Consider the following 11,964-nt stretch of genomic DNA (forward strand, 5'->3'; position numbering starts at 1 on the left):
CGTGGGTCAGGCTTTGGCCTGCGCCGTGGGTCAGGCCTCGGCCTGCTCCTTGGCGACCTCGGCGATCTTCTCCTCGACGATGCCGATCAGCGCCGCGGCGCGGGGGTAGCCGGAGTACTGCGCGATCATGAGGAGCAGCTCGCGGACGTCTTCCGGTCTGAGCTCGCCGTTCTTCAGCGCCGCCTTCACCTGGATCCCGAAGGTCATCGCCTCGCCCTTCTCGGCGATGATACCGAGCAGCAGGATCCGGCGATCACGGATCGACATCACGTCCCGCGCCCACTGCTCGGCGAAGACCTGCTCGAGCATGATGTCGGTGAAGACATTGCCCTCCGGCGGCGTGACGACGTCTCCCGCGTACACCTTCTTGATCATCTCGAGTCCGCGTTCGCGGCGGGTCTTCTCGGCCATCTCGATCTCTCTCCTGTCGATTCAGTCTGCGTCGGGTTGCTCGATGGCCATGTCCGCCATCTCCCAGAAGCCTCGTAGATTCGTGAGCTTGCCGGCTTCGTTCACGCGATACGTGAAGATTCCGGAGACCCGCGCGGTCACCCCGTTCGGGAACTTCGTGGTCAACGTGAGGTGATGCGCCGACTCCATCCCCGCGGTTCGGGAGTCGCGCGCCTCGATCGTCAGGTCGTTCGGGCCGATGTTGGCGTCGAAGAAGGCACTCAGCTCCTCCTTGCCGTGCACGCCCTTGCCGGTCGGGTTCGTCGGGGCGACGCCGATCGGGTCCTCGACGACGACGTCGTCGGCCATGAGGTCGAGCCAGGCGAGCTTGTCTCCCGCCTGGGCGGCCTTCCAGGAGCCGCGGGCGGCGATCATCGCGGGATGGTCTTCGGTCATCGTTCGTTCCTCGCTACGGAAGTCCGCTTCGTCAGGCGATCCGCTCTTCGACGGTGATCTCGCCGCCGGCCTCGATGAAGTCCTCGATCACCTGGTACAGGTACTCGCAGTCCTCGCGGGTCATCGTCGGGTGACAGGGGAGCATGATGCCGTGCTCCATGATCTGATCGCAGTTGCCGAGGCCGTCGGGGTGGACGCGGTACTCGTGGTTCTTCAGCTGCGGATGGCGGGTGATGTTCCCCGAGAAGATGACCCGGCTCATGATCCCGGAGTCCTCGAGCTGGCGCTGGAGCTTGCGGCGGCTCCAGCCGGTCTCGGGACGGAGCTGGATCGGGTAGCAGAGCCAGGTCGTCTCGGTGTCCGGGAGGACCGTCGGGAGGACGAACTTGTCCTCGTGCTGGCGCAGGTACTCGGTGTGCCACTGGAAGCGCTCCTCGCGGAGCTTCCAGAGCGTGTCGATCTTGTCCATCTGGCCCAGGCCGAACGCGGCGCCGCATTCGTTCGGAATGAACCCGTACGCGTTCTCCTCGAAGATGAAGAGCCCGTCGTACTCGACGCCGTCGAGGTCCTCGAGGAACCGGCCGTCGCTGTTCTCCATCTGCGTGCCGAACATGTACTTCTCGGAGGAGCGCCCCCAGGCCCGGAGGTGGAGCGCGCGGTCGAGATACTTGTCGTCGTCGAAGAAGACCATCCCGCCGTTCCCGAGCGCGGTGATGATGTGGAAGATCGAGAAGCTCGTGATCGAGATGTCCGCGCGGGTCGCCGTCTTGCGGCCGCGGAGGGACCCGCCGAGGGTGTCCGCGGAATCGTGGATCACGAAGAGGTCGTGCTCGTCGGCGTATTTTCGGACGAGGTCCCAGTCGCAGATCCCGCCGACCAGATCCGGGATCAGGATCGCCCGGGTCGCGTCGGTCACCACGTCGGGGATCTGGTCGACGCGGACCTGGTAGTCCGAGAGACCGACGTCGAGGAAGACCGGCGTACAGCCGGCGTGGTAGATCGCGGCGACGTCGGACGAGAAGGTGAGGGCGGGCGTGATCACCTCGCTGCCGAGCGGCAGGTTCGCGAGCCGCATCGCGATCATCAGCGCGGAGGAGCCCGAGTTCACCATCACGCCGTGCTGCATGCCCATGTACTCGGCGACCCGCGCCTCGAATTCCATGACCTTGGCGCCCGGGACCAGGCCCATCGGATCCGAGAGCTGCGCGTTCACCCGGTCGATCTCGTTCTGGTCGAAGAGGGCGCCGCCGTAGCGGACGACGCGGGGCTCGATTCGGGACGGTGCGGACATGGCGGCTCCTCGAGTGATCGGACCCGCGCGAGATCGCACGGGCCCGATCACTCTAGGTCACTGGAGCGGCCCGCGGCTATCCGGTTTCGAGGGCGGGGTGCGCCTCCGGCAGCGCGCAGACCGCGCCCTCCGAGAAGCCCTGATCCGCGACGTCGAAGCCGCGGTTGAAGCGCGCGCGGAAGTTCTCGAGGGCGATCACGCCGGTCAGCTCGACCAGCTGCTCCTCGGAGAAGTGCTCGAGCAGCGTTTCCACCTGCGCGTCCGTGGCCGTCGCCGGCGTCCGGGTGAGCGCCGCGGTGTAGTCGAGGACGAGCTTCTCGAGCGGATCGAACGCCTCGCTCTCCGCGTGGCGGACGAGGGCGCGCAGCTGCTCTTCGGTGATGCCTTGTTCTCTGCCGACGGCAGAGTTGATGTCCAGTCAGAACACGCACCCGATCATGGACGCCGCCTTCAGGCACGCCAGGGTCTTCAGCCGGTCGGGGACGCTCCGCGCGCGGTCGAGGCTGACCTGGAGGAGTCCCGCTCCCCACATCGTCGGGCTGCTCTTCGCCATGATCCGTAGCGGGTCCGGCACGGCACCGGCCTCCTTCGCTGCGGCGGCAAAGACGCGCTTCGTCATGAAGCTCGCCTCTTGGTCTCCTACGCCTTCGATCCTCGCCATCACGTGTCTCCTCTTCGTCTCGGTCGGTCGAGTCCGTCGTCTTCGCGCGCCCATCGCCAGGCGATCCAGGGGATCGCCACGCCCGGGAAGTAGACGCCGGGCAGGTCGAGGAGCCAGTGGTCGTGGCCGAGGGCGCCGCGGAGAGTGTCGTAGGCATGCAGTGCGGCGTGCGCGGCGAGGAAGATCGCCGCGACGGACACCAGGGGAACCCGAGCGCGCGGTCGCCGATCGGCCCAGACCAGTGCGATCCCCGTCGCGAGGAACGCGCAGCCGATGTCGCGTACGAAGTGGGGGTTGAAGGGGCCGGTATCGGGGACCGCTGCCGGGAGATCGGTGTACCAGTGCATGGGACCGACCAGCATCCAGAGCGCGTTTCCGATCGAGAGGACACCGGTCGCGAGTACGATCCAGGCGAGCGCATCGCGCTTCGTTTCGTGCCGGGCGTCGAGAGCGTCCATCGGGTCCTCCGGGTTCGGCCCACAGGGGCGGGCACAGGGGGAAAGGTTCCCGATCCGGCGACGAATCGCGTGACCCGGGTTCAGGGCGGCCGAGCGCGCCGACCGGAGCGCTCGCCTACTGCCGTCCGCGGCCGTGATGCGTGAAACGGAGCGCCCGGTCCGCGTCGATGTGCCCCTCCGCGGCGAGCCAGCGGACCGTGTCCATCAGGGTCTCGATCGGATCCCGGAACTTCACCCCGAGCTCGCGCTCGGCCAGGCTGGCGTCGAACGCGACCCATTGGGTCGCGAGGCGCGTGGCCTCCCGGGACAGGACGGGATCGATGTCGACGAAGGGGCGGAGTCGGTCGCCCAGGCGCCCGAAGAAGCGGACGGCGCGACCGGGGATCTTCGCCCGCGGAAGCCGGATGCCGGCGGCGCGGTCGAGGAGCTCCGCGTACTCCTCCCAGGGGAGGAAGCGAGCGGTGGCGATGAAGCGGCCCGGCTGCGGCGGCGTTCGTTCGATGAGCGCCAGGTGGAGGGCCGCGAGGTCGCGCACGTCGACGGTCTGGAAGCCCGAGCTGGTGATCATCACGCTCGCCTGCATCATCTGAGCGAGACCGTGCATCGCTTCCGAGAGCCCGGGATCGTCCGGACCGATCACCCCCGGCGGATACACGATCGAGATCGGCGCGCCCTGTTCCTGCAGGCCGCGCAGGTGGTTCTCCGGCGCGGTCTTCGAGCGAGCGTAGGTGTCGCCGCCCTTCACGATCGGGGTGTCTTCGTCGGCGACCTCGAGCCCGGTCGTGTCGAAGAGCGCCGTCGTCGAGAGGTGGACGATCCGCTGGAGGCCGTCTTCCAGGGCGCGGTCGATCAGGAGCCGAACGGAGCGGAGATTGTCGCGTGCGACCTGTCGGGCCTCGGCGCGGGAGACCGCGAGGGCGACCGGGGCGGCGGTGTGGACGAGACCGTCGCATTCGCGGAGCGCATCGACCGTCGCGGGACCGGACGTGATCTTGCCGACGACGAGATCCTCGAGGACCCGTGGCGTGTCGGCCCAGAGCCGTCGCGCCTTCTCCTCGTCGCGGACGAGGAGCTTCACGTCGTGCCCCGCCGCGAGGAGGGCGCGAACCGTGTGGGAACCGATGAAGCCGGTCCCGCCGGTGACGAGAATGCGCATCTTCCTTCTCCCTACGAGAGCGTATCGTCCCGCGAAGCCGGCGACACCGCGGCGTGTCGAGCGCGCCGAGAGGGGCGCGGCGCCCCCGCTGTGCTGGGGTCTTTCTACATCGCCTGCGGGGGCTATCGTCGGAGGCCCGGCGCGCGCGCGCCGGACCACCGGGGGGTGACATGTCGATATCCGGATCCGTGGCCGCGGCCTTCTGGCCCGTGGCGAAGGCCTTCGAACGTCAGATCGACAGCAGCGGCGGGGGCGCCGCGGTCTGCGTCTACTACGAGGGGCGGAAGGTCGTCGACCTGTGGGGCGGCGTGCGCGACGAGCACGGCCGGCCCTGGCGCGAAGAGACCATGTCGATGTCGTTCTCCACGTCGAAGGGGATCACGTCGACTCTCCTCAATCAGCTCGTCGATCGCGGCGAGCTCGACTACGACGATCCGATCGCCCGCTACTGGCCGGAGTTCGGCGCGAACGGCAAGGGCACGATCAGCGTCCGGGACCTGATGACCCACCGCGCCGGCCTCTCCCGGATCCGGCCCCTGATCGATCGCGGAGATCGGATCCTCGACTGGGAGTACATGACCGACGCCCTCGCGGCGGCGGAAGCGAAGCCCACGACCCACAGCGCCTATCACGCCTTGACCTATGGCTGGCTGACCGGCGAGCTGATCCAGCGCATCACCGGCCGGGAGCTGGGCGACGTGATCCGCGACGAGCTCGAAGCGCCGCTCGATCTCGACGGGATCTACATCGGTGCGACGCCGGACGCGAAGGCGCGGGCCGCGCAGCTCTCGGGTCGGCCGGGCGCGTCGCGCTCGGGGCTCATGGATCGGATCTTCTCCGATCGGACGGCGACGGCGCTGACGCGACTGAATCGTCTGGTCGGGTCGCGCCTCGACGTGAAGCACCTGCTCGACGCCCTCGTTCCGCCGGACGGCGCCGAGGCGCTCTTCGACGGGGATCGGATCCTCGACGTGCCGGTGCCCGCGGCGAACGGTCTCTTCACGGCGCGCTCGCTCGCGCGCATCTACGCGGCGATCGCGGAGGAGGGGAGCCTCGACGGGACGCGCCTGTTCTCGCCCGCCGCCGTGCGCCGAATGAGCCAGGTCCAGGTGAAGACCGCCGACCGCGTCCTGCCCATCCGCATGTACTGGCGGCTCGGCTACCACACGGCCTTCACCTTCAAGGGCGGCCTGCGAACCGCCTTCGGCCACTTCGGCTTCGGCGGTTCCGGGGCCTGGGCGGATCCCTCGCGGCGCCTGTCGGTCGCGATGATCAACAACAGGGTGGGCGGCACGCCCTTCGGCGACATCCGGATCGCGGCGATCGGGTCATCGGTCCTCAAGGCGACGAAGCGGATCGCACGGGACGGCGCGAGCGCGACCGTCCTCCGCCCCGAGCTCGTGGCGTAGCGCAGGATCCGTCTGTCTCAGGCTGCCGTGCTTCGGTCTGGGGAGAGAGGGCACCGTGCTCGGACAAGTCCGCGCGCAGGGGCACCTCGCTCGGTCGTCTGCACAGCGCGCGCGGACAACTGCGCGCGGCACCCTCTCTCCCCAGCCCTGCGGACGGTGGGGGAGTCAGAACTTCTCAGCAGACGCGTGACGGGTTGGAGAACGGTCGCGCTCGCGTCGAAATCCGGGAAGCGACCTCGTCCCGGGAGCGCGGCGGGCGCGTGCGCCGCGCGCAGTTTGGCAGGCGCCGACGGGCCGTCAGCCGAGCCCCGACGTCCGGCAAGCCGCCATGTTTGAGCACGGTGTACGTGCCCGCCGCGCTTTGGCACGGCCGCCACAACCCAGCCACGAAAAGCGAAAGGGCGCCCGGACCGCAGTCCGGACGCCCTTCTGTTCGAACGTCGTGCCGGCGAGGCCGGCCCGTAGGTCGACCCTACGCCTTGATGTTCGCCGAGGCCGCCTTCGCGGTCTTCACGATGATCGAGGCGACCTTGTAGGGGTCGGCGTTGGACGCCGGGCGGCGATCCTCGAGCCAGCCCTTCCAGCCGTTCTCGACCGTCGCGATCGGGATGCGGATGGACGCACCGCGATCGGAGACGCCGTAGCTGAACTGGTCGATCGACTGCGTCTCGTGCTGTCCGGTGAGGCGCTGGTCGTTGTCCGCGCCGTAGACCGCGATGTGGTCCGCGACGACGGGCTCGAAGGCCTTGCAGACCTGGTCGTAGACGGCCTGGTCACCGCAGGTGCGGAGCAGCGTGTTCGAGAAGTTGGCGTGCATGCCGGAGCCGTTCCAATCGCCCTTGACCGGCTTCGGCTCCCACTCGATCGCCATGCCGTACTTCTCGGCGGTCCGCTCGAGCAGGTAGCGCGAGACCCAGGTCTCGTCGCCGGCCTTGGCGGCGCCCTTCGCGAACACCTGGTACTCCCACTGTCCGCACATCACCTCGGCGTTGATGCCCTCGACGTTGATTCCGGCGTCGAGGCAGAGGTCGAGGTGCTCTTCGACGATCTCGCGGCCGACCGCGTTCTCCGCGCCGACCGAGCAGTAGTACTGGCCCTGGGGGTTCGGGAAGCCGCCGGGCGGGAAGCCGATCGGGGCACGGTTCTCGGGGTCCCAGATGCAGTACTCCTGCTCGAAGCCGAACCAGAAGTCGTCATCCGCGTCGTCGATCGTCGCTCGGCCGTTCGACTCGTGCGGCGTGCCGTCGGGGTTGAGCACCTCGGTCATGACGAGGAAGCCGTTCTTGCGACCCGGGTCCGGGTAGCAGGCGACCGGCTTGAGGAGGCAGTCGGAGGATCCGCCCTCGGCCTGCTCGGTCGAGGAGCCATCGAACGACCACATGGGGCAGTCTTCGAGGTTGCCCGAGAAGTCCTCGACGACCTTCGTCTTGCTTCGCAGGCTCTGGGTCGGCTTGTAACCATCAAGCCAGATGTATTCGAGCTTGGCCTTGGTACCCATTCGGGGGGACCTCCATTCGTTGGGTCTGGTGAATCGTCTTCTGCTCGCCGCGGCGGGCGTCGTCGATTCGGGTTGGTTGCTGGGAGCGCTCTCGATTGCGTTCACAGGTCTTCGCGGAGACGCCCCCAGGGCCGCGACCGACTCGGATGAGCCGATACGCGCACGCTTCCGGGTCTCCCCTCGCCATCTCCACATGCGCCCGCGGGTCGGCAGCGACGCCGACGTACTCGGGGGCTTGCGGGTCAGCTCGGATCGAGCTCCACGGTTCTCAGGAGAAGCAACGACTGTGCCAAAGCCGGACCGGGGACTCAATGTCTCATCGCAGTCGAAATCCGGCCGAGAGTCGCCTGAGCGCCGTCTCAGCGCTGCGTGATCCGGCCCGGGGCCGAGCCTCGGCCGAGGCGCTGCCCGCTGAGTGGGCAGAAGTCGGCACGACTGCCCTCGAACCGGGCAACGGCGCGTCGGTCGCCCGGATCGATTGACGGTCGGATCGGTTCCTTCCTAGGATCGTTCTCGCGGCCCGGCGTTCCCAACGACGGGCCTTCCCCTTCGCCCTGGAGACCCGACGATGGCTGCCTCGACCCCGCTCGCCACCCCGATGGAGCGCGCTCCCGATCCCGGGATCGAGTACGCCCCGATCCCGAAATCCCGCTACACGAGCGACGCGTTCGCGGCGCTCGAGTGGGAGCACATGTGGACGAAGACCTGGGTCTGCGCGGGGCGCGTTTCGGATCTCGACCGGCCCGGCGACTACTTCACCTTCGAGCTGGGCCCGGAATCGATCCTCGTGATCAAGCAGCCCGATGGCAGCGTCCGCGCCCGATACAACGTGTGCATGCACCGCGGCAACCGCCTGCGCGAGCCCGGACGGGGCCACGCCGAGAAGTTCTCCTGCCTCTTCCACGGGTGGGAGTACGGGATCGACGGCGGGCTGCTCGGTGCCCAGGATCCCGAGTGTTTTCCGCAGGGCGTTCCGAGCGACAAGCTCTCCCTGCGCCCGGTCCTCTGCGACACCTGGGCGGGCTTCGTATTCGTGAACCTCGACCCGCAGGCGGAGCCGCTCCACACCTACCTGGGCGTGATCCCCGAGCATCTCGATCCCTACCACTTCGAAGACTGGAAGCTCTCCTTCGACGCGACGATCGAGATCGAGTGCAACTGGAAGACGAGCGTCGACGCGTTCAACGAGGCCTACCACCTGGCCGCGACGCATACCTGGACCCTCGCGTTCAGCGACGACACGCGGACGCTCTACGACTGCTACGACAAGCACACGCGCATGATCTTCCCCGAGGTCCAGGCGAGTCTGCGGCATCCCGGCGCGAACACGGTCACTCCGGAGATCAAGGAGATGTTCCTCTCGCGGGTCGGGATCACCGACTTCGAGGGCTCCGCGGACGAGGCGCGTACGGCCTTCGCCGAGCAGCAGAAGAAGATCGCGCCGTCCCTCGGCGCGAACCTCGACGACCTGAACGAGGCGCAGCTCTGCGACGACTTCCACTACACGGTCTTTCCGAACATGACCTTCAATACCCATGCGCTCTTCACGTGGGTGTTCACGCATCGGCCGCATCCGACGGATCCGAACAAGATGTACTTCGACTTCTGGAACCTGATGAACGCACCGGGCGTCGACATGCCGCGACCGGAGAAGCAGTTCTTCTCGACCGCCAACGGAGACACCCTCGCGGGTGTCTGCGACGGAGGGGACCTGGTCGACGAGGACCTCTACAACCTGCCGCGGATCCAGGCCGGGATGAACTCGCGGGCGTTCGAGGACCTCCACCTGGGCGAGCAGGAGGTCCGCATCCTCCACCACCACCGAACCCTCGACGAGTACATCGAGCGTGGGCGGGCGGCGGACGGCGGTGTCTGACCCGGACGCGTCCGAGAGGCTCCACTGGGTGGACGTGCCGATCGCGTTGCCACCCGAGGGACAGGCGGCGTCGTTCTCGGTGGGCGATCTGGCGCTGCTGCTCTGCAACGCCGACGGCACGCCCTACGTGCTGCACGACGAGTGTCCGCATGTGCGGGTCTCGATGGCCGGGGCGCTCATCCGGGGTACGATTCTCGAGTGTCCGCTGCACGGCGGGCGGATGGACGTTCGGGACGGCTCGCCGCAGGGGATGCCGATCCGACGCCCTGGAACCTGTTATGCGGTCCGCGGGGAGGGGGAGGCCCTCCAGGTCGCGGTGCCCGCTTGATCGTCGCGCGCGACGGGCGCGAGGCGGCGCTGCGCAATGAGGAGAGAGCCATGCTCGATTTGATCGTTCGAGGCGGGACCATCGTCGACGGCACGGGCAGCAAGCCCTTCGTGGGCGACGTGGCGATCGCGGACGGACGCGTGGTCGCAGTCGGCGAGGTCGCGGGCCCCGCGCGCGAGGAGATCGACGCGACCGGCAAGGTCGTGACGCCCGGCTTCGTCGACATCCACACCCACTACGACGGCCAGGCGACCTGGGACTCGCTCCTCACGCCCACGGCCTGGCACGGAGTGACCACCCTCGTGATGGGCAACTGCGGCGTCGGCTTCGCGCCGGTCGCGCCCGGCCAGCAGGAGTTCCTGATCGGCTTGATGGAAGGCGTCGAGGACATTCCCGGCACGGCGCTCCACGAAGGCATCGACTGGAGCTGGGAGAGCTTCCCGGAATACCTCGACGCCCTCGAGGGCCGCCAATACGCCATGGACATCGGTACGCAGGTGCCCCACGGAGCCGTGCGCGCCTACGTCATGGGCGAGCGGGGCGCGAAGAACGAGCCCGCGACGCCCGAGGACATCGAAGGGCAGGCGGCGATCGTCAAGGAAGCGGTCGCCGCGGGGGCCCTGGGCTTCTCGATGTCGCGCACGATCGTCCACCGGGCGGTCGACGGCGAGGTGGTTCCGGGTACCCACGGCGCCGAGGACGAGATCTTCGGGATCGCCCGCGTGCTCGGCGAGCTCGGCGAGGGGATCGTGGAGCTCGCCCCCGCCGGCATCCAGGGCGAGGACATGTCCGCGCCGGACAAGGAGATGGACTGGATGGGGCGGCTCTCGAAGGAGATCCGGCGCCCGGTTTCGTTCGCCCTGGTCCAGCACGACGTCGCGCCGAAGGATTGGAAGCGGCTCCTCGACCTGGTGGACGCGGCGAACGCCGACGGCGCGGATCTCCGCCCGCAGGTTTCGGCACGGCCGAACACGCTGCTGATCGGACACCAGTCCTTCCATCCCTTCAGCTTCCGCCCGACCTATATGGCGATGGGCGAGCTGTCGCTCGAAGAGAAGGTCGCCGAGCTGCGGAAGCCCGAGGTGCGGGCGCAGATCCTCGGCGAGGAGTCGCACTACGCGATCCCGCAGATCAAGGTCGTGACGGAGATGATCGAGAACGGGATCGACAAGATCTTCCGCCTCGGCGATCCGCCGAACTACGAGCCGCCGCCGGAAGAGAGCCTGAAGGCGATCGCCGCACGCGAGGGGGTCGACCCCTTCGAGCTCCTGTACGACTGGCTGCTCGAGCTGGACGGCAAGCAGTTGCTGATGCTCACGCTGCTCAACTACAGCGACTACGATCTCGAGTGCGTGCGCGAGATGCTCGAGCATCCCCGGACCGCCTTCGGGCTGGGGGACGGCGGCGCCCACTGTGGGGCGATCTGCGACGCCTCGATGACGACGTCGCTGCTCTCGCACTGGGTGAAGAACCGGACCCGGGGACCGAAGCTGCCGATCGAGCAGGCCGTCAAGAAGATGACCGCGGACACCGCGGCCCTCTATGGGCTCCTCGACCGCGGAACCCTCGAGCCGGGCAAGAAGGGCGACCTCAACGTGATCGATCTCGACGCGCTCGAGAACGCGCTGCCGGAAATCGCGACCGACCTTCCGGCGGGCGCCGCGCGCTTCGTCCAGAAGGCCCGCGGCTACGACGCGACGGTCGTGTCCGGAGAGGTGACGTTCAGGAAGGGCGAACACACGGGCGCGCTGCCCGGTCGCCTCGTCCGGGGTGCCCAGAGCGCCTGAAGCGGACTCGGAATCGAGTCGACGACTTCGAGAGAGGAGAGCCACGATGAAGGTCAGTTGGTCGCATTGCGTACTCAAGGTGCGGGACATCGAGGCGATGATCTCGTTCTACTCGGACACGCTCGGGTTCGTCGTGGCCGATCGAGGTCCTCTCCCGGGCCCCGAGAATCCGGAGATCGTCTTCCTGAGCGGGAGCTCGAGTGATCATCACCAGATCGCCCTGGTCGCCTCGCGGGGCGACGAAGACGCTACGAGCCTCGACCACAACGCCTTCCGGGTAGAGTCGATCGGCGACGTCAAGACGATGATCGAGCGCGTGACCAAGGATCCGAGGGTGAAGGCCGCGCTGCCGCTCACCCACGGCAACGCCGTCTCCGTCTACTTCGCGGATCCCGAAGGCAACGGGATCGAGGTCTTCTGCGACACGCCCTGGCACGTGAAGCAGCCGGCCGGGCAGGTCTGGGATCCGTCGATGTCCGACGAGGAGGTGCTCGCGGACGTCCGGTCGAAGTTCGAGGACGATTCGGAGTTCTGCCCGATCGAGGAATACCAGGCCCGGAAGGCGAAGGAGTTCGGCGAGCGCTGAAGGGACGTCGGCTGCGCGCGATTCCCTCGGCAGCCGGATTCCGGTACGTTCCCACCGACCCAGGGTGA

At 68.1% G+C, this 11,964-nt stretch carries 13 protein-coding genes; 5 read left to right on the forward strand and 8 right to left on the reverse strand.

The window, feature by feature from the left end; translation table 11 throughout:
* Nucleotides 1-30: 30 nt before the first annotated feature.
* From NXI30_11310 to NXI30_11340, 7 genes are all read right to left on the reverse strand, one after another.
* Nucleotides 31-411 (reverse strand): carboxymuconolactone decarboxylase family protein, encoded by a 381-nt coding sequence (locus NXI30_11310; protein ID MCR9094795.1) that lies wholly within the window; start codon nt 409-411, stop codon nt 31-33.
* Nucleotides 412-432: 21 nt separating this feature from the next.
* Nucleotides 433-846 carry a nuclear transport factor 2 family protein gene (locus NXI30_11315; protein ID MCR9094796.1) on the reverse strand — a complete coding sequence of 138 codons (414 nt, stop codon included), beginning with the start codon at nt 844-846 and terminating at the stop codon, nt 433-435.
* 31 nt (nt 847-877) lie between these two features.
* Nucleotides 878-2,137, reverse strand: a complete 1,260-nt coding sequence (locus NXI30_11320; protein MCR9094797.1) for a DegT/DnrJ/EryC1/StrS family aminotransferase — start codon at nt 2,135-2,137, stop codon at nt 878-880.
* Between the two features lie 76 nt (nt 2,138-2,213).
* Entirely contained in the window at nt 2,214-2,390 is a 177-nt protein-coding gene (locus NXI30_11325) for a hypothetical protein (protein ID MCR9094798.1), read from the reverse strand.
* A 165-nt stretch (nt 2,391-2,555) separates the two neighbouring features.
* Entirely contained in the window at nt 2,556-2,798 is a 243-nt protein-coding gene (locus NXI30_11330; GenBank protein ID MCR9094799.1) for a hypothetical protein, read from the reverse strand.
* The gene (locus NXI30_11335; protein ID MCR9094800.1) at nt 2,798-3,256 is read right to left on the reverse strand and encodes a hypothetical protein; all 459 of its coding nucleotides are present in this window, start codon (nt 3,254-3,256) and stop codon (nt 2,798-2,800) included. The genes NXI30_11330 and NXI30_11335 overlap by 1 nt, the downstream gene beginning before the upstream one ends.
* A gap of 115 nt (nt 3,257-3,371) precedes the next feature.
* Nucleotides 3,372-4,412 carry an NAD-dependent epimerase/dehydratase family protein gene (locus tag NXI30_11340; protein ID MCR9094801.1) on the reverse strand — a complete coding sequence of 347 codons (1,041 nt, stop codon included), beginning with the start codon at nt 4,410-4,412 and terminating at the stop codon, nt 3,372-3,374.
* Nucleotides 4,413-4,582: 170 nt separating this feature from the next.
* On the opposite strand from NXI30_11340, the gene NXI30_11345 reads away from it, so the two are divergent.
* Nucleotides 4,583-5,821, forward strand: coding sequence for a beta-lactamase family protein (locus NXI30_11345; GenBank protein MCR9094802.1), 1,239 nt, complete (start codon nt 4,583-4,585; stop codon nt 5,819-5,821).
* 472 nt (nt 5,822-6,293) lie between these two features.
* Here NXI30_11345 and NXI30_11350 read toward each other — a convergent pair whose 3' ends face one another.
* The gene (locus NXI30_11350) at nt 6,294-7,319 is read right to left on the reverse strand and encodes a glutamine synthetase beta-grasp domain-containing protein (protein MCR9094803.1); all 1,026 of its coding nucleotides are present in this window, start codon (nt 7,317-7,319) and stop codon (nt 6,294-6,296) included.
* A 568-nt stretch (nt 7,320-7,887) separates the two neighbouring features.
* Between NXI30_11350 and NXI30_11355 the strand changes: the two genes are divergently transcribed.
* The 4 genes from NXI30_11355 to NXI30_11370 are packed head-to-tail and all read left to right on the forward strand — an operon-like array spanning nt 7,888 to nt 11,896.
* The gene (locus NXI30_11355; GenBank protein MCR9094804.1) at nt 7,888-9,195 is read left to right on the forward strand and encodes an aromatic ring-hydroxylating dioxygenase subunit alpha; all 1,308 of its coding nucleotides are present in this window, start codon (nt 7,888-7,890) and stop codon (nt 9,193-9,195) included.
* Entirely contained in the window at nt 9,188-9,523 is a 336-nt protein-coding gene (locus tag NXI30_11360) for a Rieske 2Fe-2S domain-containing protein (protein ID MCR9094805.1), read from the forward strand. Before NXI30_11355 ends, NXI30_11360 begins: the two co-directional genes overlap by 8 nt.
* Before the next feature lie 50 nt (nt 9,524-9,573).
* Complete coding sequence (locus NXI30_11365) at nt 9,574-11,310, forward strand: amidohydrolase family protein (protein ID MCR9094806.1); 1,737 nt, start codon at nt 9,574-9,576, stop codon at nt 11,308-11,310.
* A 46-nt stretch (nt 11,311-11,356) separates the two neighbouring features.
* Nucleotides 11,357-11,896, forward strand: coding sequence for a VOC family protein (locus NXI30_11370; GenBank protein MCR9094807.1), 540 nt, complete (start codon nt 11,357-11,359; stop codon nt 11,894-11,896).
* The last annotated feature ends 68 nt before the right edge of the window (nt 11,897-11,964 follow it).

The sequence above is a fragment of the bacterium genome (genome assembly GCA_024742285.1).
In the GTDB taxonomy this organism is placed as follows: domain Bacteria; phylum Myxococcota_A; class UBA9160; order UBA9160; family UBA4427; genus UBA4427.